19 protein-coding genes are annotated in these 25,400 nt (G+C 66.4%); 4 read left to right on the plus strand and 15 right to left on the minus strand.

What is annotated here, in order from left to right:
- Window positions 1-46: 46 nt before the first annotated feature.
- Window positions 47-1,183, minus strand: a complete 1,137-nt coding sequence (locus BS38_RS0103180; RefSeq protein ID WP_028269499.1) for a GuaB3 family IMP dehydrogenase-related protein — start codon at window positions 1,181-1,183, stop codon at window positions 47-49.
- A gap of 218 nt (window positions 1,184-1,401) precedes the next feature.
- On the opposite strand from BS38_RS0103180, the gene BS38_RS0103185 reads away from it, so the two are divergent.
- A complete protein-coding gene (locus BS38_RS0103185; protein ID WP_043437549.1) occupies window positions 1,402-3,324 on the plus strand; it encodes a S8 family peptidase in 1,923 nt (640 codons plus the stop codon).
- Window positions 3,325-3,444: 120 nt separating this feature from the next.
- On the opposite strand, the gene BS38_RS0103190 is transcribed toward BS38_RS0103185, so the two are convergent.
- From BS38_RS0103190 to BS38_RS0103205, 4 genes are all read right to left on the minus strand, one after another.
- A complete protein-coding gene (locus tag BS38_RS0103190; protein ID WP_028269501.1) occupies window positions 3,445-5,304 on the minus strand; it encodes an ABC transporter ATP-binding protein in 1,860 nt (619 codons plus the stop codon).
- Between the two features lie 133 nt (window positions 5,305-5,437).
- The gene (gene guaB / locus BS38_RS0103195) at window positions 5,438-6,949 is read right to left on the minus strand and encodes an IMP dehydrogenase (RefSeq protein ID WP_028269502.1); all 1,512 of its coding nucleotides are present in this window, start codon (window positions 6,947-6,949) and stop codon (window positions 5,438-5,440) included.
- Window positions 6,950-7,159: 210 nt separating this feature from the next.
- On the minus strand, window positions 7,160-9,244 hold the full coding sequence (locus tag BS38_RS0103200; protein ID WP_081818798.1) for an acyltransferase family protein: 2,085 nt from the start codon (window positions 9,242-9,244) through the stop codon (window positions 7,160-7,162).
- Window positions 9,241-11,295 (minus strand): acyltransferase family protein, encoded by a 2,055-nt coding sequence (locus tag BS38_RS0103205; RefSeq protein ID WP_028269504.1) that lies wholly within the window; start codon window positions 11,293-11,295, stop codon window positions 9,241-9,243. Before BS38_RS0103205 ends, BS38_RS0103200 begins: the two co-directional genes overlap by 4 nt.
- A gap of 211 nt (window positions 11,296-11,506) precedes the next feature.
- On the opposite strand from BS38_RS0103205, the gene BS38_RS0103210 reads away from it, so the two are divergent.
- The gene (locus BS38_RS0103210) at window positions 11,507-12,475 is read left to right on the plus strand and encodes a DUF389 domain-containing protein (protein WP_028269505.1); all 969 of its coding nucleotides are present in this window, start codon (window positions 11,507-11,509) and stop codon (window positions 12,473-12,475) included.
- Window positions 12,476-12,512: 37 nt separating this feature from the next.
- Here the strand turns inward: BS38_RS0103210 and BS38_RS0103215 are convergent, their stop codons facing one another.
- From BS38_RS0103215 to BS38_RS0103240, 6 genes are all read right to left on the minus strand, one after another.
- A complete protein-coding gene (locus BS38_RS0103215) occupies window positions 12,513-13,628 on the minus strand; it encodes a flavin-containing monooxygenase (RefSeq protein ID WP_028269506.1) in 1,116 nt (371 codons plus the stop codon).
- The gene (locus BS38_RS0103220; protein WP_028269507.1) at window positions 13,625-13,990 is read right to left on the minus strand and encodes a hypothetical protein; all 366 of its coding nucleotides are present in this window, start codon (window positions 13,988-13,990) and stop codon (window positions 13,625-13,627) included. Before BS38_RS0103220 ends, BS38_RS0103215 begins: the two co-directional genes overlap by 4 nt.
- A gap of 94 nt (window positions 13,991-14,084) precedes the next feature.
- Window positions 14,085-15,725, minus strand: a complete 1,641-nt coding sequence (locus BS38_RS0103225) for a response regulator transcription factor (protein ID WP_028269508.1) — start codon at window positions 15,723-15,725, stop codon at window positions 14,085-14,087.
- Window positions 15,726-15,946: 221 nt separating this feature from the next.
- Window positions 15,947-17,557, minus strand: coding sequence for a chaperonin GroEL (gene groL, locus BS38_RS0103230; protein WP_028269509.1), 1,611 nt, complete (start codon window positions 17,555-17,557; stop codon window positions 15,947-15,949).
- 84 nt (window positions 17,558-17,641) lie between these two features.
- The gene (gene groES, locus BS38_RS0103235) at window positions 17,642-17,935 is read right to left on the minus strand and encodes a co-chaperone GroES (protein ID WP_003805290.1); all 294 of its coding nucleotides are present in this window, start codon (window positions 17,933-17,935) and stop codon (window positions 17,642-17,644) included.
- Window positions 17,936-18,141: 206 nt separating this feature from the next.
- Window positions 18,142-18,540 (minus strand): hypothetical protein, encoded by a 399-nt coding sequence (locus tag BS38_RS0103240; protein ID WP_028269510.1) that lies wholly within the window; start codon window positions 18,538-18,540, stop codon window positions 18,142-18,144.
- A gap of 55 nt (window positions 18,541-18,595) precedes the next feature.
- Here BS38_RS0103240 and BS38_RS0103245 point away from each other — a divergent pair, with 55 nt between their 5' ends.
- The gene (locus tag BS38_RS0103245) at window positions 18,596-19,831 is read left to right on the plus strand and encodes a class I SAM-dependent methyltransferase (protein WP_028269511.1); all 1,236 of its coding nucleotides are present in this window, start codon (window positions 18,596-18,598) and stop codon (window positions 19,829-19,831) included.
- A gap of 26 nt (window positions 19,832-19,857) precedes the next feature.
- Here the strand turns inward: BS38_RS0103245 and BS38_RS0103250 are convergent, their stop codons facing one another.
- Both BS38_RS0103250 and BS38_RS0103255 read right to left on the minus strand, forming a co-directional pair.
- Complete coding sequence (locus BS38_RS0103250; protein ID WP_269319485.1) at window positions 19,858-20,688, minus strand: shikimate 5-dehydrogenase; 831 nt, start codon at window positions 20,686-20,688, stop codon at window positions 19,858-19,860.
- Between the two features lie 57 nt (window positions 20,689-20,745).
- Window positions 20,746-22,410, minus strand: coding sequence for a glycoside hydrolase family 3 N-terminal domain-containing protein (locus BS38_RS0103255; RefSeq protein WP_081818803.1), 1,665 nt, complete (start codon window positions 22,408-22,410; stop codon window positions 20,746-20,748).
- Between the two features lie 177 nt (window positions 22,411-22,587).
- On the opposite strand from BS38_RS0103255, the gene BS38_RS0103265 reads away from it, so the two are divergent.
- A complete protein-coding gene (locus BS38_RS0103265; protein ID WP_028269515.1) occupies window positions 22,588-23,739 on the plus strand; it encodes a glutamate--cysteine ligase in 1,152 nt (383 codons plus the stop codon).
- Window positions 23,740-23,765: 26 nt separating this feature from the next.
- Here the strand turns inward: BS38_RS0103265 and tsaD are convergent, their stop codons facing one another.
- Together tsaD and rimI are read right to left on the minus strand one after the other, a co-directional pair.
- Window positions 23,766-24,857: a tRNA (adenosine(37)-N6)-threonylcarbamoyltransferase complex transferase subunit TsaD gene (gene tsaD / locus BS38_RS0103270; RefSeq protein WP_028269516.1), complete on the minus strand. Its 1,092-nt coding sequence runs from the start codon at window positions 24,855-24,857 to the stop codon at window positions 23,766-23,768.
- Complete coding sequence (rimI, locus tag BS38_RS24245; RefSeq protein WP_051628714.1) at window positions 24,854-25,369, minus strand: ribosomal protein S18-alanine N-acetyltransferase; 516 nt, start codon at window positions 25,367-25,369, stop codon at window positions 24,854-24,856. Before rimI ends, tsaD begins: the two co-directional genes overlap by 4 nt.
- Window positions 25,370-25,400: the final 31 nt, after the last annotated feature.

The following is a 25,400-nucleotide window of genomic DNA, read 5'->3' on the forward strand; positions in this document are numbered from 1 at the left end:
CCGGGCCCGGGACCGGCACCCACGGTGCCTTCAGCAGGAGTGTGCGTCAGTTTCCCGAGTAGGGGGATACGACGACGTCGACCCGCTGGAATTCCTTCAGGTCCGAATAGCCGGTGGTGGCCATCGACCGGCGCAGGGCACCGATCAGGTTGGACGTGCCGTTGGTGTGGTGGCCGGGCCCGAAGAGGACCTCCTCGAGCGGACCGACGGTGCCGACATTGACCCTGTCGCCGCGCGGGAGTTCGAGGTGGTGTGCCTCCTGGCCCCAGTGCCAGCCCTTGCCCGGTGCTTCCTCGGCGCGGGCAAGCGCGCTGCCGAGCATGACGGCGTCAGCGCCCATGGCGATGGCCTTGACGATGTCACCGGAGGATCCCATGCCGCCGTCGGCAATAACGTGAACGTAGCGGCCGCCGGACTCGTCCATGTAGTCACGGCGCGCGGCGGCGACGTCGGAGATGGCGGAGGCCATCGGCGAATGGATGCCCAGCGCCCGGCGGGTGGTGGTGGTGGCACCGCCGCCGAAGCCCACCAGAACACCGGCCGCGCCGGTGCGCATGAGGTGCAGCGCGGGCGTGTAGCCGGCGGCGCCGCCCACGATCACGGGGACGTCGAGCTCATAGATGAACTGCTTGAGGTTCAGCGGCTCGTGGTCCTTCGAGACGTGCTCTGCCGAGACGGTGGTTCCCCGGATGACGAAAATGTCCACGCCGGCTGCGACGACGGTTTTGTAGTGTTCCTGCGTGCGCTGCGGCGTCAGCGATCCGGCAACGGTCACCCCGGCTGCACGGATTTCGGCCAGGCGGGAGGTAATCAGTTCGGGCTGGATGGGCGCCTGGTACAGCTCCTGCATCCGTCGGGTGACGGCGGGGCTGTTGGTCTCATCCTCCAGGGCCGCGATCTGGTCGAGGACGGACTGGGGGTCCTCGTACCGGGTCCACAGCCCTTCCAGGTCCAGCACGCCGAGTCCGCCGAGGCGGCCCAGCGCAATGGCGGTCTCGGGCGACATGGCTGAATCCATGGGGGCCGCAATGACGGGCATGTCGAACTTGTAGGCATCTATCTGCCACGCGACGGAGACGTCCTTGGGATCACGCGTCCGACGGTTGGGGACGATCGCGATGTCATCCAGGGAGTAGGCACGACGCCCACGCTTGCCACGGCCAATCTCAATCTCATAAGTCACGTGACCACTTTACTTGACCACGCGGGATACGGCGGGGCGGCTCCCGCAAGACGGTCCGGAAACTGATAGTCCACACTTTATTGACCACTTTTGTCAACTGTTTACAAGTCTAGAAAATACCCTTACGTTTACTCTCGGTTACCACCTGATCCACTACGTGACCATCCATCACTCCATCATCCGGGCCACCCTGTGCCCGATCCGAGAAAGAAGATCCCTTGGGAAGATCAGCTAGTGCATCCATCAGGCGCCACCGCGTCCTGGCCCTGTCGCTCGCCGCAGCAGTCGGTACCCTGGCCTTCGCCAGCTCACCGGTGTTCGCCACGACTGAAGCCGGGGAAGGATCCGCGCCAGCCGCGGTCCAGAGTTCTCCGGTGCCGGGCGTGGCCGCCGGCGAGGCCTATACGAAGTTCATCGTGGACTACAAGGAGAGTGCGGCGAATGCCACCCCGAACGGCCGCGCCAATGCCTGGGGCAAGGCGGCCAAGTCACAGGGCGTGACCGTGAAGGAAGTGCGCACCCTGGCTACCGGCGGAACGCTGATCGAGGCGGACAAGGCACTGTCCGGGCAGGCTGCCGAGGACTTCATGGCCGAAATTGCGGCGTCGGGTGCAGTCGAATCCGTCGAGCCTGACGCCCGGATGACCGTGGCGCTCACGCCCAATGATCCGCGCTACGGCGAACAGTGGGACTTCACGGCCACGAACGGGATGCGGATCCCCGGTGCGTGGGACGTTGCAACCGGAACCGGCGTGACGGTGGCCGTGATCGACACCGGCATCACCGCCCACCCGGACCTGGATGCGAATGTGCTCCCCGGTTATGACTTTGTCTCGGACGCCACCGCGGCACGGGACGGGAACGGACGGGACGCCAGTGCCCAGGACCAGGGCGACTGGTACGCAGCCGGCGAATGCGGCCAGACGACGGCCGGCAACAGTTCCTGGCACGGAACACACGTCGCCGGGACCATTTCCGCTGTGACGGGAAACGCCACCGGAGTGGCCGGCGTCGCGCCCAACGCAAAAGTGGTGCCGGTCCGTGTCCTGGCAAAGTGCGGCGGTTCGCTCTCGGACATTGCCGATGCAATTATCTGGTCAGCCGGCGGCACCGTCTCGGGCATCCCGGCCAACGCCAACCCGGCCAAGGTGATCAACATGAGCCTGGGCGGTTCCGGCGCCTGCGGCAGCACCTACCAGGCGGCCATCGATTCGGCCGTCTCGCGCGGGGCCACGGTGGTGGTGGCAGCCGGCAACAGCAACCAGGATGCTTCCGGCTTCCGTCCCGCCAACTGCAACAGCGTGGTGAGCGTGGCCGCAAGCAATCCGAGCGGCACCCTCTCCTACTACTCCAACTTCGGCGCCTCGGTTGACCTGACCGCGCCGGGCGGCGATGTCAGGGTAACCGGCGGCGGAATCCTCTCTACCATCAACACCGGCACCACCACACCGTCCGCGGCCGGCTACGCCAACTACCAGGGCACGTCCATGGCCGCTCCGCACGTGGCCGGACTCGCCGCGCTGATGAAATCCAAGACGTCCTCGCTCACCCCGGCCCAGGTTGAATCCACCCTCAAGCAGGGAACCCGGGCCATGCCGGGCGGCTGCACCACCGGCTGCGGCGCGGGACTCTCGGACGCGACCAAGACCATGGGCCTGCTGGGCGGCACCACTCCCCCGCCGTCGGGCAACCTCCTGCTGAACCCGGGTTTCGAAGAGGGCGCAGCTTCCTGGACCTCTGACCACGCCGATACCTTTGAGACCGGCACGAACGCTCGGACGGGTTCCGGTTTCGCGGGACTCAACGGCTGGGGCCAGGCCACCTCCTACAAGCTGGACCAGGCATTGGCAGTCCCCTCCACCGTGTCAGCCGCGTCGTTGTCCTTCTACCTCAAAGTGCAGTCGGACGAGACCACCGCAAGCTCGGCCTATGACACCCTGAAAGTCCAGGTGATCAGCGGCGGCACCACCACCACGCTGGCCACGTACTCCAACCTCAACGAGTCCACCGGCTACGTCCAGAAGCAGCTGGACCTTTCCGCCTACAAGGGGAAGAGCGTGACCCTGCGCTTCCTGGGCGTCGAGGATTCATCGCTGTCGACGTACTTCTTCCTCGATGACACTGCCGTGACCACTTCCTAGCATCCGCCATATCAGCTTCTGGCATAGCCAAGTCCGGAACCGCCGTCCGCGCAATGCTGCGCGGACGGCGGTTCCCTGTGCGGGCGTGGGTCCCCGGCGGCGCGGCCGGTCCTGCACGCGTCAGATGCCCTCGGCTTCGTCCACGGTGAGCTGGGATTCGAACATCCGGAAGTACCGGCCACGGAGCGCCACAAGCTCGCGGTGCGTGCCTTGTTCCACGATCCGGCCGTCTTCAAGCATGTAGACGATGTCAGCTTTCTCGATGGTGGCTAGCCGGTGGCTGATGGCGATGATGGTGCTGCTGCGGTCGGCGAAAAGCCGGGTAAAGATCCGGTGCTCCGCAAGGGCGTCAATCGCCGACGTCGGCTCGTCCATCACCATGAAGGATGCGTTCCGGTAGAAGTTCCGGGCCATCGCCAGCCGCTGCCACTGGCCGCCGCTCAAACCGCTTCCCTTCCGGCCCCGCGGATCCTCCATCCAGTTGCTGACGTGGTTGTCCAAGCCGTTCGGCAGTTTGTTGATGAACTCGAGGGCCTCGGCGTCGGACGCGGCCCGCCGGATCCGGTCTTCGTCCCGCGGCGAATCTATGTCGCCAAAGAGAATGTTCTCTGCCGCCGTGGCGAACTCGTACTTGAGGAACTCCTGGCTGAGGACCGCCAGGTGCCGGTGCCAGGACTTGACGTCGACGGCGGCGAGGTCGACGCCGTCGAGCAGTACCTGGCCGGAATCGGGGTGGTACAGTCCCGCCAGAATCCGGATCAGCGTTGACTTCCCGGCACCGTTCTCCCCCACGATGGCGATGTGCTGGCCCTCGCGGATGGTCATGCTGATGCCGCGGATCACCTCGATGTCGCTGCCTGTGTAGGTGAAGCGGATGTCCCGCAGCTCCACGGTTTTCGGAGCCTGCAGCAGCGGCGGGGCGTGGTCCGTGTGCACCGGCATCGCCATGAACAGTTCGTAGTCTTTGAGGTTCGCCAGGTCCTCGTCGATGGAGCTCAACGAGGAAACGAGGTTGTTGGCCGTGGAGAGCGCCCTGCTGACGATCTGCTGGACGTAAAGGAACTGCCCCACCGGCTGGGCGCGGGCGATGATCTGGCCCACCACCCAGATCAGCGAAACGACCTCGGCGCCGTACTGCAGGGCGTCCGCCGCCAGCTGCTTGGGGATATAGCGCTTCTGGAAGTCCAGCCGCCGTTTCTCATCGGCGTCCCGGAGCAGGGAGCGAAGCCCCATGAGGTACCCGACGATTCCGTACAGGCGCATCTCGGCAATGTGCTGCGGCCGAAGCAGGTTCGTTTCGATCATCCGGCGCTGGCGGCGGGAGTCCACCTGCGTGTTCCAGTGGGCAATCTGTTCGCGGGAGAGTTTGAACTGCAGGTAGACGCTCGGGACGATGGCCACCAGGACGATCACGGCGATCCACCAGCTGACCAGCAGCAGTGCACCGACCGCAAGGATCACCGAGACAAGCTGCGTGAAGATCGCCGCGATCCGGTCAAGGACCCGGGCATAGGAATCGGAAAACCGCTTGGCGCGGTCGTACAGGTCCACCGTTTCCTTGTCGTCGTACCGCCAGAACTCGAGTGCCAGGAACCGCTCATACATGAGGTCTCCCACAATGGCCCCCACCCGGAAGCTCATGAGCTGCTGGATGTACCGGTCAACGCTGCTGAAGGCGCCCCAGAACAGCCCCAGCGCGGCCGTGATGATGACATAGACAATCGCCTGCTGGCCGGCGGCGGCATCGCCGGCGTACGCGGCCGCCAGGGCGGTGGTGGTCAGCGCCGCAAAGTAGGTGGTGACGAGGGGCAGGAGGGCCGAGATGAGCGAGCCCACGACCTTCATCACGACGGCGGCAGGAGAGGCCCGGAAGCTGACTCGCAGCACCTGCGCCACGGCCCGCGCATAGGGCCTGAGGGCCAGCCGCCGCTGGGGTTCCCTTTTCGGGTTTAGTTCGGCGGGGTGGCGTGGTTCGGACATGGCTCCAGCCTAATCCCGCGCACAGACACAAACAGGCCGCGGGGTCAGTTCCCCGCGGCCTGCTTGAAGAGGGTGGCCCACGGCGCCCGGGTTCCCTGGCCGCAGCGAAGCCAGGTCAGGGCGGCGCTGGGGGCTAGCGCGAACCGTAGTTGGGCGCTTCCACCGTCATCTGGATGTCGTGCGGGTGCGATTCCTTGAGGCCGGCCGGGGTGATGCGGACGAACTTGCCCCGGGCCTTCAGCTCGGCAACCGTCGGCGCACCGGTGTAGAACATGGTCTGGCGGAGGCCGCCCACCAGCTGGTAGGCAACGGATGCCAGCGGGCCGCGGTAGGCCACGCGGCCTTCGATGCCTTCCGGGATCAGCTTGTCGTCGCCGGAGACGTCGGCCTGGAAGTAACGGTCCTTGGAGTAGGACGTGTTCTTGCCGCGGGTCTGCATGGCCCCGAGGGAGCCCATGCCGCGGTAGCTCTTGAACTGCTTGCCGTTCACGAAGATGAGCTCGCCCGGCGATTCGTCGCAACCGGCCAGCAGGGAGCCGAGCATCACGGTGTCGGCGCCGGCAACCAGCGCCTTGCCGATGTCGCCCGAATACTGGAGGCCGCCGTCGGCAATCAGCGGAACGCCGGCCGGGATGGCCGCCTTCGCGGACTCGTAGATGGCGGTGATCTGCGGAACGCCCACACCGGCCACAACACGGGTGGTGCAGATTGATCCCGGACCCACGCCCACCTTGATGCCGTCGGCGCCGGCGTCGATCAGCGCTTGGGCGCCTTCCCGGGTGGCTGCCTGGCCGCCGATGATGTCCACGTGGGCGGCGACAGGATCGGACTTCAGGCGGCGGATCATGTCCAGCACGCCCTGGGAGTGTCCGTTGGCCGTGTCCACGAACAGCGCGTCCACGCCGGCGTCGATCAGGGCCATGGCGCGTTCCCAGCCGTCACCGAAGAAGCCGATTGCGGCGCCAACGCGCAGGCGGCCTTCGTCGTCCTTGGTGGCCAGCGGGTACTGCTCCGCCTTGGTGAAGTCCTTGGTGGTGATGAGGCCCTTGAGCCGGCCCTGGTCATCAACCAGCGGAAGCTTTTCGATCTTGTTGGTGGCCAGCTTGTGCGAGGCTTCCTCGCGGCTGATGCCGACGTGGCCCGTGACCAGGGGCATCTTGGTCATGACGTCGCTGACCAGGCGGATGGGGAAATCCGCTTCCGGAACGAAGCGGGTGTCGCGGTTGGTGACAATGCCCAGCAGCCGCATGCCCTCGTCCACAACCGGCAGGCCGGAGACGCGGTACTGCGAGCAGATCTCGTCCAGTTCGGCCAGCGTCGCTTCCGGCCCGATGGTCAGCGGGTTGGTGATCATCCCGGATTCGCTGCGCTTCACACGGTCAACCTGGTCGGCCTGGTCCTGGATGGACAGGTTGCGGTGGATCACGCCGAGCCCGCCCTGGCGGGCCATGGCGATGGCCATCCGCGATTCGGTGACGGTGTCCATGGCAGCGGACAACAGCGGGGTGTGGACGGAGATGCGCTTGGAAATGCGCGAGGACGTATCTGCCTCCGACGGGATGACGTCGGTGTGCCCGGGCAGGAGCAGCACGTCATCGTAGGTCAGGCCGATAAAGCCGAACGGGTTGTGTTCGGGCTGGGTCATAAGTGCGCCTCTTACCTTAATTCCGGGGTTCACGGGTAGGGGTTGCAGCTGATGACCAGCCCGTCATTACGGGACTGGCCTGTGCAGATGGTGATGCCTTGGTGCGGAAGTGTTGAATAAATTCTAGAACCTCGGCGGCGATCCCCATATTCCGCTGCGGCAATGTGAGGAACCGCACGCCCTCCTCCGGGCCGGGCCCGGCATCTGGCCTCAGGTCCAGCCGGTGGCGGCCAGCAACCGCTGCTCGAACATGGGAATCATGCTCTGCACGTAGGTCTTGGTCAGGTGGTTGTCATCCTTGTAGACGTATACATTGCCCACCACGGCCGGGCAGATTCCGTCCGCGCAGATGAAGTCGCTCAGGTCCATCAAATGGAGCCCGTCCACCTTGCCGCGGTAAGCGTCCAGGGGCGACGAATCCGCGAGCGATTCACCCAGGGGCGGGTTGCAGTCAGCTGCGTCTGCGCCCTTCTTTTGTACGCATTCCGGCATGTTGAACCCGAACCGCGGGTTGTCGCGGACTCCCACCACGTCCATTCCGGCGTCGGTGAACGGTTTGATGCCTTCAAGGTAGCCGGGAACTTCCGTCTCAAACGGCGCATCCTTGAGGGTCAGCGACGCGACCGTGAACACCGCATCGGGCTGATGCTCCAGCACATATTCTGCGCTTGCTTTGTTGAAGGCGTTGCACTCGGCGTCACGCTCTGTGGACTCAGCACCGAAGCGGCAGTTGCCCTTGAGCAGCGTGACCACCTCCCAGCCGTGTTCCTTGGCGATCGGGCCCAGCGCCGCCATGTACTGCTGCGCGTGCGAATCGCCAAGCACCACGATCCGCTTGGTGACAACCTCCGGCTTGCTGTTCTGCAGGCAGCCGGAGAGCAGCGGATCGTCCGGCACATTTCCGTCAGTGCAGAGACCGTCAATATCCGCCCACTCATTCTTCATGGCAGCCGGCGCTGGAATGATTTTCGCTTCCGGCGTCGGTTTTCCGACGTTTTCGGGGGTCAGGGCGGCCGCGCCGGGAGTCAGTTCCCTGGGCTGCGCGGCGGCTGCCGCTTCCTCTGCAGTCAGTTTGGTCTGCCACAGGGACACCGGCCCGGCCAGCAGCGCTCCGCACGCCACGATAACGACGGCGTTCCGCCAGACCCGCCGCTGGGGCCAGTGCCATTCCCGCAGGGGCTTTTCCACGAACCGGGTTGTGAGGACGGCCAACACCACGGAGGCCGCCACGATGGCCAGCCCTTGGACGAGGTTGGGCGAGACAACACCGGTGCCGGCGAGTGCGAGGACCAGCAGCGGCCAGTGCCAGAGGTACAGCGCGTAGGAGTTGTCGCCCAGCTTCACGAGGGGTTTCCAGCTCAGGAGCCGGTCCGCACCAAAGCGGCTGCCGCTCTGGCCGGCCACGATGATCGCCGCAGCCGCCAGCGTGGGCCACAGCGCCACAAAGCCGGGGAAGGACCGGTCCACTGTCAGCAGCAGGCCGCAGGACACCATGGCGGCCACGCCGGCCCACCCCAGGATGACGCGAAGCAGCTTTCCCGGCTTCAGGTAAGGCAAAGCCAGTGCGAGCAGGGATCCCAGCGCGAACTCCCAGAGCCGGGTGCGGGTGTCGAAGTAGGCGTAGGCCTGGTTCGTGCCGGTCTGTTCAATGGAGTAGGCCAGCGACGCCGCGAAGATCACGCCGAAGGCAACGGCCAGCAGCAGGCGGTAGCTGACGGCCGGGCGCCGCAGGATCCGGTGCAGCGCGGCCGCTCCGGCAAACACCAGTGGCCACAGGACAAAGACCTGCCCCTGGATGGACAGCGACCAGAAATGCTGCAGCGGACTCGCCCCCGAGTGGTCCTGGGCGTAGTAGTCGACCGCCGAATCCGCGAGCAACCAGTTCTGCCGGTACAGCAGGGAGGCCCACGCCTGCTCCAGGACGTCCGGCCAGCGGCTTTGGGGAAGGATGGCCCAGGTGCCCGCCAGGACACCGAGGATAACGACGACGGCGGCCGGCAGCAGCCGTTTGAACAGGTGCAGCCAGTGGCTGACCAGTTTGAGCGGACTGCCACTTTCCACCTTGCGCACGAACGAGAGGGTCAGCAGGAACGCGGAGATCAGCAGGAAGATGTCCACGCCGCCGGACACCCGGCCCAGCCAGACGTGGTACGTGACCACCATCAGGACGGCGAGTGCCCGGAGCCCCTGGACCTCGGGGCGGTACGCCTTCCCGGCTGCCTTGTCCGTGCCTTTCGTAGTATTCGTCGGTTGCTTTGCGGGGGTCGTCGGGTGCTCTGTGGGGGTCGTCGTCATCCGTTGTTCCAGCCGGTTGCTGCCAGAAACTCCTTCTCGAAGTAGGGGGTGATGCTGTCCATGTACGTCCTGGTGACGTGGTTGTCGTCTTTGTAGACCATGACGTTGCCGATGACCGCCGGGCAGGTGTCGTCCGGGCAGAAGAACGGCGTGAAGTCGAGGAACTTCGTGCCGGGCACCTGGCCCGCTATTTCCGCGGCGGGGGACGCCGGCTGATAGCTTTCGGCCGTCTTCGAGGCACACGCCGCGTAGTCGTCCTGGTGCTGTTCCAGGCAGTCCGGCACCGCCTCGGGCATGCGGGGGGTGTCGCGGAGGGCGACGACGGGAATCCCGGCGTCGTTGATTTCCTTGATCTCCGGGAGCCACGCGGGGTCCATGAATTCCGTCTTGTTCGGGTTCGGGTCCGTCCGGGTGCTGGTGGTGACCACAAGGTCCGGTTTCATCTCCAGGACCTTCTTCATGGTCTCCTTGTTGAAGTCGACGCAGCCGTCCGAGAGCTCAGGCGCGTCGGTCTCCGTCACCGGGCAGTAGCCCTTGGTGATGGCTTCCACTTTCCAGCCGTATTTGTCTGCAAGGTTAAGCAGCGGCGTGGACCAGACGTGGGCGTGGGAGCTGCCGATAACCATGATGGTCTTGTCTGCATCGTCTTTTCCGTTGGTGCACACGTTGATGAGCTCGGCGTCGTTGGTGGTGCAGCCGCCTTGGAATTTCGGCCATTCCTCGGCCACGGTGGTGAGGCTGGGAAGCAGCGGAGCGGACTTGTCGGCGGCATCCACGTACTCGGGATCCAGCACCCGTGCACCCGGGTTGTTGGCCCAGGCCTGGCTGGCGGCCGCGGCCGTGGCGCTGGTGATTTGGAACTGCCAGCCGGCGAGCGGAACGGCAGCGGTGGCTACAGCGGCGGCGACTGCGATGACTGCCCGGCGACGCTTGACCTCCGGCCATTTCCACTCGCGCCATGGTTTCTCGATGAACCGGGTGGTGAGGTAGGCAAGGCCCATCGACACGACGATGATGACAGTCCCGGACAGCGGCCCGGCGTGGTCCCGGCCGGTTGCGGCCAGGGCGATGACAAGGATGGGCCAGTGCCACAGGTACAGGGCGTAGGAGTTGTCCCCGAGCCGGACCAGCGGCCCTGTGCTCAGGATCCTGTCAACGCCGAACCTGCTGCCGGTTTGCCCGGCAGCAATGACGCACGCGGCAGCCAGCGTGGGCCACAGTGCGGCCACTCCCGGAAACGCCGCCTGGACGTTGAGCAGTATGCCGCAGCTCAGCATGGCCGCGATGCCGAACCAGCCGAGGGCAATGCGTCCGGCCCGTGGGATCCGGAGGCCGGGCAGGATCAATGCCACCAGGGTGCCCAGGGCGAATTCCCACAGCCGCGCCCCGGTGTCGAAATAGGCCTGGGCCTGGTTGGTCACAGTGAAGATGATCGAGTAGACCAGCGACACCAGGAATACTGCGGCAAAGATGTAGCACAACAGGATGCGGTAGTGCAGCCGGTACCGTTTGGCCACGAGCGCTGCGCCGGCAAAGATCAGCGGCCAGAGGATGAAGACCTGCCCCTGGATGGAGAGGGACCAGAAGTGCTGGAACGGGCTGGCCAGGCTGTGGTCGGTTGCGTAGTAGTCGGTGGCCTGCGACTGCAGGAGCCAGTTCTCCACATAGAAGAGGGAGGCCCAGCCCTGGGCGATGATATCCAGCCAGCGCGTGCGGGGCAGGAGGAGGAAGCTCGCCGCGAGGACAGCGACCATGACCGTGACCGCCGCCGGCAAGAGGCGCCGGAACAGGTGCAGCCAATGCCTGAACAGCGCCATCGGCCTCCCCTGCTCGTACCTGCCCACAAACTGCAGGGTCATCAGGAAAGCCGAGATCAGCAGGAACACGTCCACCCCGCCGGACACCCGCCCGAACCAGACGTGATAGCTGACAACCATCAGCACAGCCAAGGATCGCAGGCCTTGAATTTCAGGCCGGAACTTTGATTTTCGGCTCGGTTCAGCTCCGGCGCCACTGCGGCGCGGCGAGGCTAGGGCTCTCGCCACAGACATAGAAAACCCCTCAAGCGGATAACCAAAGCATCCATGTTACCGAATCGTAACTTTCATCGCCAATCGCCGAAGCAGGCGAAAAGAACCCCCGCCTTCCATTAAGGCACTCCTAGCTGGGAGTTTCCAGAGGAGGGCGCCTTCGGACGGCGGCCGGGAAACTAGGCTGGTGACGAAGCGGGTGCTGGAACCCGGAAACGCGAGGAGTGGCCAAGTGATCGTTCAGGTGCGTATGTGCATTCCCGCTGAGCTCTCCGACCTGGTGGTTGAAAGCTGCACCCAGCAGACCGGTGCGGCGGAAGTAGCCGTGCACAGGGGCGCGTCCATCCAGCCGCCGGGCGACGTGGTGGTGGTCCACGTGGCCCGGGAAGCAGTCGAGGAGCTGCTGGAAAAGCTGCATGTCCTGAAGGTCCAGGAGCTTGGCTCCATTGCCATTTCCATGCCGGAGCTCATGCTCTCCCGGCGCGCCGACCGGGCTGAAGCCGCAGCGCCGGGAGACGGCGCCGACGCCATGATCTGGGACGAGGTGACGCGCCAGACGGGGGAGGATTCACGGCTCACGTGGAGCTATTTGGCATTCCTGGTCCTGGCAACGCAGCTGGCCGCGATCGGTATTGTCACGGATTCCACCATCGCCATCGTCGGGGCCATGGCCGTTGGACCGGAATTCGGACCGCTCGCAGCCCTTGCGGTCGCCATCGCCCAGCGCAAATGGAAACTGGGACGTAGTGCCGCCGTTGCGTTGGGAGTCGGCTTTCCCGTGGCCATGCTCCTGGCTGCACTGACGGCCTGGCTGTCCGTGCCGCTGGGGCTCTTCCCCGCAAACACCCTCGACACCGGGTCCGCCGTCGAGTTCATCTACCACCCCGGACCCTATTCGCTGATCGTTGCCGTGCTGGCCGGTGCCGCCGGGATGCTCTCCGTCATCAGCCGGCGCTCGGCCGCCCTGATCGGGGTCTTCATTTCCGTGACCACCGTTCCCGCCGCAGGGTTCGTGGCCGTGGCGCTCGTCCTTGGCGAGTACCAGAAAGCTGCGGGGTCCGCCCTGCAGCTGCTGCTCAACCTTGTGGGCATCGTGGCATCGGCGCTTGCCGTGCTCATTTTCTACCGCATCATCACCAAACGGCTGCCGGACGGAATGGCCCGGAGGCTGAGGCGCCAGGCGCTGCGCGCCCAGAGCTAGCCTCCGGCCCAAGGCATTCACGGGCCAAGGCAGGGCACTAGGCCAACGACCGCGCGGCCAACGAAGCTGCCGCCGGGATCTTTCCCGCCAGGTACCGGGCGTCCCGGCACGCACCGATGAGGGTCGCCGATGTGGCGGCGTACATGAATTCCCCGCCGAGGAAGAACAGGCCGGGCAGGTCGGTGGCCACGCCACGGCGCTGCCGGGGCCGCCCGCCGTCGTCGAATACCTGCGGTTCGATCCAGTCAAAGGACTCACGGTAGCCCGTGCACCAGATCACGTTGGACACACCGTCGAGGGGGCTGCCCGCGACAACAGGCCGCCCGTCCTGCACTCCGGTCACCCTGGGCACAATGTCGACGCCGGCGGCAGTAAGGTCCTTGCGTTTGGTCCTGATCAGGGGGTCGGCATGCGCCAGTTTGTGCTGTGCGGCCTTACGCCCCAGCGGGTTGTCGACGGTGAGCACGTGGATCCCCAGGAACCGCACCACGGGCAGGGCGAAGCGTGCGGCGTTCCTGCCGTGGCGCACGGGCAGCTCTCCGCTCGGCTTCCCTGCCACCACCGTGGGGTGCGTCCTGCTCACTTCCAGGGCAATTTCCGCTCCCGAGTTGCCCAGTCCCACGACGAGGACGCGGCCTTGCTGGAGCTGGCCCGGATTCCGGTATTCGCTGGAGTGCAGCTGGACGATGGACGGATCCAGCCCGGACGCAAAGTCCGGCAGCCTGGGCGCCTGCGTGCAGCCGGTCGCCACAACGACGTTGCCGGCCTCCCACCGGCGGCCGCCGGACACCGCGACGAACCGCCCCTGTTCCCGCCACAGCCTCTCCACCCGGATCCCGGTACGCACCGGAAGGTCATAGGTGGCAGCGTAGTTTTCAAGGTAGTCGGCGAGGTCGTCCTTGCGGGGAAAGGACAACCTGTCTCCCGGAAACGGCACGCCGGGAAGGCCGTCGTACTTCGCCGGTGTAAACAGCTTCAGGGTGTCCCAGCGCTGCCGCCAGGCGTCACCGATTCTCGGATTCGCATCCAGGATGAGGAATTTCCGGTCCTGGCGCTTGAGGTAGTGGCCGATGGCAAGGCCGGACTGGCCCCCTCCGATGACCAGGGTGTCAAGCACTTCGACTGCCGCCGCGTCGTCGTTGCTGTTGCTCATTGCAGTGCCTCCTGTTCAACCGCTATGGATTCAGTCGATGAACCCTCCCGGTCGCTTCCCGGTCGCAGGGCCTCCGGACCGCGAAGGGCCTCCGCACCGCGCCGTTCCGTCCGGTAGCGCAGCCACCACACCAGCATCAGCGCGGAGGCCAGCACGTAGAGTGCGTGAAGCAGCCAGATCGGGCCCGCCGGGAGGTGGAAGACGTACACGGAATGGACAGCGTTGGCCACGTTGCTCAGGACCAGGCTGCTGAGGCTATAGGACGCCAGGTCCCTGGTCCGTGCTGCCTTGAGAAGCATCGGCAGCAGGCCAAGGGCGAACAGCACGGTCGAGAATGTGCCGGCCAGGACGGGAAGGTTCATAGTTCGACACTAGGTCCGCGTCCTTGCGCTCCGCGTCGGCAGAAGTATGTATCTTGCCCCGGGCGGGGCTGGGCAGTTCTATGCAGCCCGCGGCTTACTGTGTGAGCCCGTGGTCGTAGGCATACTTGGTGGCGGCCACCCTGGACTGCAGCCCCAGCTTGAGCAAGATGTTGCTGACATGCCGGGCCACGGTCTTTTCACTCAGGTAGAGCTCCCCGGCGATGGCCCGGTTGGCCATCCCGGAGGCCACGAGCCGGAGTACTTCAAGTTCGCGCGGCGTCAGGGGTCCGGGCCGCGCGTCGTGCGCCGGTGTGTACTGGAGCGAGGCTGCCCAGGCAGCGGCGGGGGCAGCACCGAGGGCAAGGAATTCAGCGTGTGCCGCCTCGAAGTCCATCTCCGCCGAGTCGTCGTCGCCGGATGCGCGGCAGGCCTGGCCCACAAGGGTGCGGCAGCGCGCGGCTTCGAACGGAACGCCCAGTTCCCGCCAGAGCGTCCACCCCTGTCGCAGGACCGGCTGCGCCAGGGCGGGTTCTCCTTCGGCGAGCAGGACGGCCCCGGTGGCCTGGCAGGAGGCAGCCTGCAGCATCGGCATCCCGCAGTCCTGCGCCACGGATGCCAGTTCGTCGGCGGCCCGGCGCGCAGCGGCCGTGTCACCCGCAGCCAGTTCTATTTCCACGAGCGCCGGCAGCAGGTGGCGGCGGGTGGCCAGGTCGGCGGCGTCGGCTGACCTGCGGATGAGGGTCTGGGCGGCCGGGACGTCCCCACGGGCCAGCCTCAGCAGCGCGAGTCCCGGCTGGGGCTCATAGCCGCTGCGCGCCGCCTGCCGGTAGCATTCCTCGGCCGCCACGAACTCACCCCGCAGCCGTTCCACTTCGCCCTGCTGGTAGTAGCCGCCGTAAAGTGCCTGGTAATCTCCCGCCGCGGACAGCCGCTGCGCGTCCTTCGCGGCGCTGACGGCGTCATCCCAGGCCCCGTGGAGCCGGTACAGGTCGGCGCGGTGGCCCTGGCATTGGCCGCTGAACAGGACCATGTCCGGCCGTCCGCCGCACCACCGGTCCAGTGCGGCCGTCCATTCCAGGGCGCGGCGTAGATCGAAGGCCAGGTGGCAGGTGCCGATGACGGCGCAGTAGATGATCCCGGAGGGGACAGGCGAGAGCTCTCCGGCGGTTACCGCGACCATCACCTCATCAAAGAGCCCGACGCCGGTGCTGATGTCACCGAGCGCCACGCAGGCCTGGCCCGTTCCCAGCAGCGAAAGCGAGATGAGGTCCCGGTCCTGGAACTTCTCCCCGATGGCCAGGGCGTCCGTGAACCCCCGGCGGGCACCTTCGGGGTTGCCCCCGAACAGCATGCCCAGTGCCGTGGGAATCAGCAGCAGGCCCTCCACTGCGCAGGGTTCGTTCAGCTCTGCCACCAGCCGTCCGGCTCGGGCGAACCATCCCGCGCTCCGGGCCGGCTGGCCCGAGTTCATCAGATGGATGCCGATCCACCCGGCGCAGCGGGCCGCGCCCACCACGTCGCCGACGACGAGGTACTCCTCGTGCGCGCGGGTGAGGGTCTCGATTCCGGCGTCGGATTTGCCGGTCAGGATTTCCACCGTGGCAAGGCGCTCGAGGTCTGCCGCGGGGAGCCCGCCGTGCTGGTCGGCATCGAGGAAGTGCTCGAAGGCGTCGGTCCAGCGATGCTCCTCGAAGGCGGAACGGCCTCTGTCCAGGCCGGCTTCAGACGTTGCCATGATGCCTCCCCGCACCGTTCCAAGCTCCATCTAAGCGCCACGGTACGCCGGGGGTGCCGAGTGCACAAGCTCGGGCAGAAAGCGCCGAACCGGGGTGTAAGAGCGGGATGTGCAGGGGTTCAAAATGGGCGCGAAAAGGCCGGCCCGGCGTCGGCGGTTCCTGGGAACCGCCTGGCCGGACCGGCCTATTTTTGCTGCGCTAGTACAGCGCTGACTGCACGCTAGTGCTTGTGGCCTGCGTGCTCGTCCTCGTCGGCCGGCTTTTCGACAACGAGGGTCTCGGTGGTGAGAACCAGCGCTGCGATGGAGGCGGCGTTGCGGAGGGCTGCGCGGGTCACCTTGACGGGGTCAATGACACCGGCCGCGATGAGGTCTTCGTACTCGCCGGTCTTGGCGTTGAAGCCATGGTGGATGGCGGATTCCGCCACCTTTGCAGCGACGACATAGCCGTCAAAGCCGGCGTTCTGGGCGATCCAGCGCACAGGCTGGACCAGGGCGCGGCGCACGATGCCCACAGCTGCTGCTGCGTCACCTTCGAGTGCGGTGACCGACGGGTCCTCGTCCAGCGCCTTCAGGGCGTGGATGAGGGCGGAACCGCCACCGGCAACGATGCCTTCTTCGAGGGCAGCGCGGGTGGAAGACACGGCGTCCTCAATGCGGTGCTTCTTTTCCTTCAGCTCAACCTCGGTGGCTGCGCCAACCTTGATCACGCCGATGCCGCCGGCCAGCTTGGCCAGGCGCTCCTGGAGCTTTTCCTTGTCCCAGTCCGAGTCGGTGCGGGTCAGTTCAGCCCGCAGCTGGGCAACGCGTGCCGCAACGTCCTCGGCCGATCCGGCGCCGTCAACGATGGTGGTGTTGTCCTTGGTGACCGTGATGCGGCGGGCCGTACCCAGCACCTCGAGGCCAACGGAATCCAGGCTCAGGCCGAGTTCCGGGGAAACAACCTGTGCGCCGGTGAGCGTCGCGATGTCCTGCAGCATGGCCTTGCGGCGGTCGCCGAAGCCGGGTGCCTTGACGGCAACGACGTTCAGGGTGCCGCGGATGCGGTTGACGATCAGGGTGGAGAGGGCTTCGCCTTCAACGTCCTCGGCAATGATGAACAGCGGCTTGGAGCTCTGCAGCGCCTTTTCCAGCAGCGGCAGGAAGTCCTGCACCGAGGAGATCTTGCCCTGGTTGATCAGAATGAGGGCGTCTTCGAGGACTGCTTCCTGGCGTTCCGCGTCAGTGACGAAGTACGGGGACAGGTAGCCCTTGTCGAACTGCATGCCCTCGGTGAGGACCAGTTCGGTCTGCGTGGTGGAGGACTCCTCGATGGTGATCACACCATCTTTGCCGACCTTGCCGAAAGCCTCGGCCAGGAGCTCGCCGATCTCATCGCTCTGGGCGGAGATGGCTGCAACGTTCGCAACCTGGGTGCCCTCGACGGGACGGGCATTCTCGAGCAGGCGTGCTGCGACGGCCTCAACCGAGACCTCGATGCCGCGCTTGATCTGCCCCGGAGCTGCGCCGGCTGCAACGTTGCGCAGGCCTTCCTTGACCAGTGCCTGCGCCAGGACGGTGGCGGTGGTGGTGCCGTCGCCGGCGACGTCGTTGGTCTTGGTGGCGACTTCCTTGGCCAGCTGCGCGCCAAGGTTCTCGAACGGGTCATCCAGTTCGACTTCGCGGGCGATGGTCACGCCGTCGTTCGTAATGGTGGGAGCGCCCCACTTCTTGTCCAGCACGACGTTGCGGCCGCGCGGGCCAAGCGTCACCTTGACAGTGTTGGCGAGCTTATCGATGCCGGCTTCAAGCGACCGGCGGGCAGCGTCGTTAAACGCAAGCTGCTTTGCCATGGTTGTGTCCTTTCGAGACAGAAACCCCGCGCCGCTGACCAGTCAGAAATGAATCAGACGGATCGGCGGCGCGGGGTCAAAGAGTTACTTTACGACGATCGCCAGGACGTCGCGGGCGGACAGCACGAGGTACTCGGTGCCGCCGGTCTTGACTTCGGTTCCGCCGTACTTGGAGTAGATAACAACGTCGCCAACGGCAACGTCGACGGGAACGCGGTTGCCGTCTTCAAAGCGGCCGGGGCCTACTGCGACAACTTCGCCTTCCTGCGGCTTCTCCTGTGCGGAGTCCGGGATTACCAGGCCGGAAGCCGTGGTCTGCTCTGCTTCGAGCGGGCGGACAACAATACGATCCTCAAGAGGCTTAATAGAGACCGACACTCGGACCTCTCCTTCTACGTCAGCAAATTCATGGACTGGAAAACCGTTGCGCCTGTGCGTGCAAACCGTCGTCGCGGTGCCGGCAGCAGCGTGGCTGGCAGTTCTCCATGTGTTAGCACCCTCCTAGGGAGAGTGCTAATGAAGACTCTATGTAGTCGTTAGCACTCGGTCAAGGCGAGTGCCAGAATTTCGTCACCGGTGAACGCCTAGCGACCCGCCAGGTCATCAAAGTCGACGTCGTCGCCATCGTCCGTGTCGTCGTCGTTCGTAACGTTGCGGTTCCGGTACAGCACGACGGCGGCAGCGAGCGCCGTCGCAACCGAGGCGATCAGGAACACGAGGCCGCCTGCGCGGACAGCGGCGTACGACTCGCGGATTTGCCGCGCCTCGTCGGTGTCGTCCTGGATGTTCTTGCCGCCCACCGAGTAAACGGTTGCGTTGAAGGAGTCCAGGAAGAAGATGATCACCAGGAGCGCCAGGCAGACGACGGCGATGGCGGCACCGGCGATCAGCGCGGGGCGGGCGTACCTGGCAAGGCCCGTGGGCTGGTGGTGGTCATTGCGTTGGTCTTCTACGGGTGGCTGCGGCCCTGCGCTGTCTTCCATGCCTCCAACCCTAGCGGCACCGCGGGTGTCCGCCGCCTCGATTAGGCTTGATGACATGGCTGACGCACCGCAGGACCTGATCGCTCCGCTCCTGACCAGCGAAGGCTGGGAGCTGCTGGCGTCGCTGGGCCCGTACCGGGAGGACGATGCGTTCCGGCTCAATGAGTCGCTCCGGAAAGCAGGCCACTCCCCCGCGCTCGTCTCGGCAGTCCTCACCCAGTCCAGGCTGCGGACCAAGGCTGAGGCCAAATTCGGCGAATTCGCCCGGCAGATGATCTTCACCCAGGCGGGCCTCGAACAGGCCACGCGCCTCAATGTCGCCGCCCGGCACGCCGAACGGTTTGCCTCCGCGGGGATCGAGCACGTGGCGGATCTCGGCTGCGGGCTGGGCGCCGATGCCATGGCGCTGGCCTCCATGGACATCCGGGTCACGGCAGTGGAAATGGACGAGACCACCGCCGCCTGCGCCACCATGAACCTGATTCCCTTCCCGCACGCCAGCGTGGTCCACTCCGATGCCACCACCGTCCCGCTGGACGGCGTGGGCGGCGTCTGGCTGGATCCCGCCCGCCGCACCACCTCCACCTCGGGCACGCGCCGGATCTGGGATCCGGAGGAATTCTCGCCGCCGCTGTCCTTCGTGGAATCCCTCGCCGAGTCCGGCCGCGCGGTGGGCGTGAAGATGGGGCCCGGCATGCCGCACGAATCAGTCCCTGCCGGCTGCGAGGCGCAGTGGGTCTCGGTGGGCGGCGACGTCACCGAAGTCGCGCTCTGGTTCAACGCCGTCAGCCGCCCCGGCGTCCGGCGCGCCGCCCTGCTGCTCGGCCCGCAGGGCGCTGCCGAAATCACCAGCGCGGAAGGGTTCGACGGCGGACCGGTGGCCCCCGTGGGCCCGGTGGAGGGGTACCTGTACGAGCCTGACGGGGCTGTCATCCGCGCCGGGCTTGTGGCGGATGTCGCGGCACGGCTGGGCGGCCACCTCGTGGACGAACACATTGCCTACATCTGCGCGCCGGAGCTGGTGGACACCCCGTTTGCCAGGGCCTACAAGGTCCTGGAGGTCATGCCGTTCAACGTCAAGGCCCTCAAAGCCTGGGTGAAGGAGCACAACATCGGCGTCCTGGACATCAAGAAGCGCGGCACGTCGGTCACTCCGGAGGAGCTCCGCAAGCAGCTCCTCGCGGGGGGCGGGAAGGGGTCCAAGGGCAAAAAGACAGCCACCCTGGTCCTCACCAGGATCGGCGAGGACCGGGTGGCCATTTCCGTGGAGCCGGTTCAGCCCAAGGTTTAGCCTGTCCCGTTACCGGGCATTCCCTGTTACTGGGCCCGCATGAAGTCTTCGGCCGCGCGGACCTGCTCGTCCGTGGGCCGGACGCCGGTGTACAGCACAAACTGCTCCAGTGCCTGGATGGTGGCCACTTCGGCACCGGTGATGACCGTCTTCCCGGCAGCCCGGGCAGCCTTGATCAGGGGCGTCTCGGCCGGCAGCGCCACGACGTCGAACACCACCTTCGCGGCGTCCACCGCCTCCGGGGGGAAGGACAGTGCGTCGGCGTCGGGACCGCCGGCCATACCAACGGGCGTCACGTTGATGATCATGTCCGCCGTGCCGCCGGCGTCCGCCGCGGGCAGTTCGGCCCTCCACTTGAATCCGTAGAGGTCCGCGAGCGGCTTACCTGACGCCTCGTTGCGGGCAACGATGGTGACGTCGCGGAAGCCTGCGTCACGGAGCGCCGCGGCCGTCGCTTTCGCCATACCGCCGGAACCCTTGAGCAGCACCGAGTAGTCCGCGGGAACGGCGTTGCGCTGCAACAGCTGCTCGATCGCCGTGTAATCCGTGTTGTAGGCGGTGAGCTTGCCGCCGTCGTTCACGATGGTGTTGACCGAATCGATGGCCTTGGCCGAAGGGTCCATCACGTCCACCAGCGCAATGACGTCCTCCTTGTACGGCATGGACACCGCGCAGCCCCGGATACCCAGGCCCCGGACGCCGGCAATCGCCTGGCCAAGGTCCGTGGGCGCGAAAGCCTTGTAGATCCAGTTCAGGCCCAGCTGGTCGTAGAGGTGGTTGTGGAAGCGGGTCCCGTTGTTGCTCGGCCTGGCCGATAGCGAGATGCACAGGGTCATGTCTTTATTCAGAATTGGCACGGGTCCATTAAACGCCCCGGAAGCCCGGACAGCACTGTTACGCCACGGAGCGACGCGTCAGCAACCAGTTCCGGGCGCATAAGGTCCGACGGCGGCCGGCAGCTTTCCGGGCGCGGGCGCCTTGCCCGCGAGCACGGCCACCAGGGCGTTGAACGCTTCCTGGCTACGGCCGTAGAGGGCCACCTTGGCGGGGGCAGCCGAGCCGGCCAGCGGCCACGGCGCATCAAGCGCCACGACCACGTCGCCTTGGGCCGGGGGCCCCTCGTAGCCGATCAGCGTCACAAGCGGTCCGGCGCCGAGCGTCATGCCGGCCGCGCGGGCGGCCTGCGCAAAACGTGCGCGGTCCTGTTCGTTGCCGCCGGCCACCCGCACACTGCCGGGCACCATCGGTCCGTGGCACGGTCCGGCCAGGACGGTGACTGCTGCTGCTGAGACCCGCTGGGAAAGGGCGGAGCCACTTCCGGGCGCGGCGGGCGGGGGTGCAGGGGTGCGGGCCCGCCACATCATCATGGTCACCACCCGCTGCGCAGCCTCGTCGAGGCGCTGTGGCGGGAGGGCGCCGGTGCTGACGGCGCTGACCACCGCGGCATGCGCTGCTGCCACGTCCCCTGGCATCAGCAGCAGGTCCGCCCCGGCAGCAAGTGCCAGCGGTGCGGCGGACTCCCCGGGGAACCGCTTCTGCACCGCGCCCATGTTGAGTGCATCCGTCACGGCAACACCCTTGAATCCCATGCCCCGGAGGGCAGCGTAGCTCGGTTTGGACAATGACGCCGGCACGCCCGGCTCCAGGGCGGGCACGGAGATGTGGCCGGTCATGACCATGGGCAGGCCGGCATCGATGGCAGCCTGGAACGGTTTCCAGTCCTTCGCCCGGAGTTCCGCCACGGTTGCCTTCTGCACCGGCAGGTTCTCGTGCGAATCGACGGCCACCGAGCCATGCCCGGGGAAATGCTTGGCGGCGGGCAGGAGCCCGGCGGCCAGCATTCCCTGGGCAAAACCGACGCCGAGGGTCGCCGCAGCATCAGGGTTGCCGGACATGGCCCTGGCTCCGATGGTCGGGTCCAGCGGGCCGGCCGTGACATCCGTGGCCGGCGCGAAGTCCGCGGTGAAGCCGAGCCCGGCAAGTTCCGCGGCGAGCGCCCTGCCGGCGTCGGCAGCGAGGCCGGCGTTGCCGGCGGCTCCGTAGCTCATCGGGGCCGGCCACTCGGTCAAGGGTGCCCGCAGCCGGGCCACAACACCGCCTTCCTGGTCCACTCCGATGACGGCAGGCCAGGTGCGTCCGTCCGCCCTGGCCGCCTTCTGCAGGAGGCCTATCCCGGAGGCCATCGCGGCGGTGTCAACGGTTCCGTCGGCGGACCGCGGCACGTTGTCACCCATGACGATTGATCCGCCCAGGTGCAGCCGTTCCATGGTGGCGGCGTGGGCGGCAAAGTCGGTTCCGGTGAAGAAGGGCATCAGCACCTGGCCGGCCTTTTGTTCAACGCTCATTTTTGCGATGGCGGCGCGGGCAGCCTCTTCGTCCTTCTGCTGCGGTCCCCAGCCCAGCTGGCGTTCCCCGGGGTCGGGGGTTGACGGCGTGGGCGTTGCCGGGCTTCCCGACGCGGCGGGCGCGGAACGCAAGGCGCTGCCGGACGCGGGCGCCGTTGACGATGGAGTTCCGGACTGCGTTCCGGAGGAGGGGCCCGGGGAAGGAACGCCGGTACAGGCGGCGGTGGCAAGCATTGCCGCCGTCACCGCCAGCGTCGTCGCTGTTTTACGGAAAGTCCTTGTGTGAAAACTGTCACTGCGTCCTTGAAACCAAGCCATCATCTCGATGCTACCCCTGCACTAGACTTGAACCACCCGTTGCCCGCCCTCTGGCTGCTTCTGCAACGGACGGCGGAACAGTGAAGGGACCACATGAAGATTGATTTCGCTTCATCCAGGCAATCAACTCTTGGTGTGGAATGGGAGCTCGCCCTGGTCAATGCGCAGACCGGCGAACTGGCTTCGGTAGCCAATGAGGTGCTGCGCGGCGTGGCCGCCAACCACCCCGAGCTCAACGAGGACGACGAACACCCGCACATCAAGCAGGAACTCCTGCTGAACACGGTGGAGCTCGTTACCGGCATCTGCGAGACAGTGGCGCAGGCCAAGGCGGACCTCAGCAGTTCGCTGGCCGCCGTCCGGGAAGTCACCGACCCGATGGGCGTTGAGCTTTTCTGCGCCGGCAGCCATCCGTTCAGCCCGCCGCAGCTGCAGCCGGTCACGGACAAGGCACGGTATTCCAAGCTCATCGACCGCACCCAGTGGTGGGGGCGCCAGATGGTGATCTACGGCGTGCACGTCCACGTGGGCCTGGACAGCCGCGACAAGGTCCTGCCGGTGCTGGACGGCCTGCTGAACTACTTCCCGCATTTCCAGGCGCTGTCCGCCTCGAGTCCCTTCTGGGGCGGCGAGGACACCGGCTACGCGTCCCACCGCGCGCTTATGTTCCAGCAGCTGCCCACCGCGGGCCTGCCGTTCCAGTTCTCCACCTGGGCGGACTACGAATCCTATGTCCAGGACATGTTCACCACTGGTGTGATCGACACCATCTCGGAGATCCGCTGGGACATCCGCCCGGTACCCAACCTGGGCACCATCGAGATGCGCATCTGCGACGGCCTGGCCACTTTGGAGGAAGTCGGCGCGATTGCGGCTCTGACCCAGTGCCTGGTGGACGAATTCTCCACCATCCTGGACAACGGCGGCACCATTCCCACCATGCCGCCCTGGCACCTCCAGGAAAACAAGTGGCGTGCGGCCCGGTACGGCCTCGATGCGATCATCATCCTGGACGCCCAGGGCAAGGAGCAGCTGGTCACCGAGCACCTGCTCGAAACTCTGAACCGGCTCGGGCCCGTGGCCGCGAAACTCGGCTGCTCGGACGAGCTCGCCGACGTCGAAAAGATCATCAGCCGCGGTGCCGGGTACCAGCGGCAGCGCCGTGTCGCGGCGGAAAACGGCGGCAACCTCCAGGCCGTGGTGCTGGACCTCGTCAAGCAGATGCGGAACGGCCCCACCGCCTGAGCCTCTCCGGGTTGAACCAGGCGGGGTCAGGCGGGAAGGGATACCGCTGTGACCGGCATGGAGGAATCCGGGGCGAAGCTGATGCCGCTGGGCTCGATGCCGGCCATGACCAGCTGGGCCCCGAGGGCGGCCACCATGGCACCGTTATCCGTGCACAGATCCAGCGGCGGGACGGTCAGCCGGATCCCGGCCGCACTGCACCGCTGTTCGGTGAGCTGGCGCAGCCGTGAGTTCGCGGCAACTCCGCCGCCCAGCAGCAGTTCGGTGATGCCGTATTCCCTGCAGGCGAGGACCGCCTTGGACGTGATGACGTCCACCACAGCCTCCTGGAACGCCGCTGCGATGTCCGCGACCGGCACCTCCTCGCCGCGTGCTTCGAACTGTTCCACGCAGCGGGCGACGGCGGTCTTCAGTCCGCTGAACGACCAGTCGTAGCGGTGCGGGCCGGGTTCGTCCGCGGTGCCCATGTATTTGGGCTGCGTCAGCCCGCGCGGGAACCGGATGGCCTTGGCGTTGCCGGTCCGGGCAAGTTTGTCGATGGCCGGTCCGCCCGGGTAGCCGAGGCCCAGAAGCCGGGCCACCTTGTCGTAGGCTTCCCCGGCGGCGTCGTCGATGGTGGAGCCCAGCAGCTCGACGTCGTCGGTGATGCTCCTGATCCGGAGGATTTCGGTGTGGCCGCCGGACACCAGCAGGGCGCCCAAATTTTCAGGCAAGGCGTCCTCCGGCAGGCTGTTTCCCGCCTGCAGCAGGCCGACGCCGACGTGGGCCACCAGGTGGTTGATGGCATACAGCGGCTTGCCGGTGGCCACGGCGAGCGCCTTCGCAGCGCAGACCCCCACCATCAGCGCCCCGGCCAGGCCCGGACCGGAGGTGACGGCTATAGCGTCGACGTCGTCGAGCGTGACACCGGCTTCCGCGAGGGATGCCTGGAGCGTGGGCACAAAGGCGTCCAGGTGTGCGCGCGACGCGATCTCGGGGATGACGCCGCCGAAGCGGACGTGCTCCTCCATGGAAGAGGACACGGTGTTGCTGAGCAGTGCCGTTCCGCGCACGATGCCCACGCCTGTCTCATCGCAGGATGATTCGATGCCGAGGACGAGTGGCTGCGTTCGGTTCATGGTGTGTCTGCCTCCGTGGCCGGCTCCGCGGCTGTCAAGTGGTCGGGGGTCGTATCCGTGGCCGCGGGTCGTGCCACAAGGCCGGAGTCCGGGAGCTGGAGGCGCATGATCAGGGCGTCCACCCCGTCCCGGTAATACCGCGGGCGGACGTGGATCTGTTCGAAGCCAAAGCGGCGGTAGAGCTGCTGGGCCCGGGGGTTGTCCGCCCTGACTTCCAGCAGTACGTCCGCCGCGCGGCGCCGCCGGCTTTCGGCGATGAGCTCGGTCAGCATGGCGGAGCCGATCCCCTGCCCTTCACACTCCGGCACCACGGCGATGGTTTGCACGTCCGCGATCGGTTCGATGCACATCAGTCCGGCATAGCCCACGATTTCGCCGGCAGCCTCGGCCACCAGGTAGTGGCGGGTTTCGGTCTGGGCCAGTTCGTCATGGAACATGTGGAGCGGCCAGGCGTCCACCGGGAACAGCCTGCATTCAAGCAGGTGCACGGCAGGAATGTCCGCACCGCTCATGGCCCGCAATGTCACGCCGGCGGGGGTGGTG

Source organism: Arthrobacter sp. UNC362MFTsu5.1 (genome assembly GCF_000685965.1).
Classification (GTDB): Bacteria; Actinomycetota; Actinomycetes; order Actinomycetales; family Micrococcaceae; genus Arthrobacter.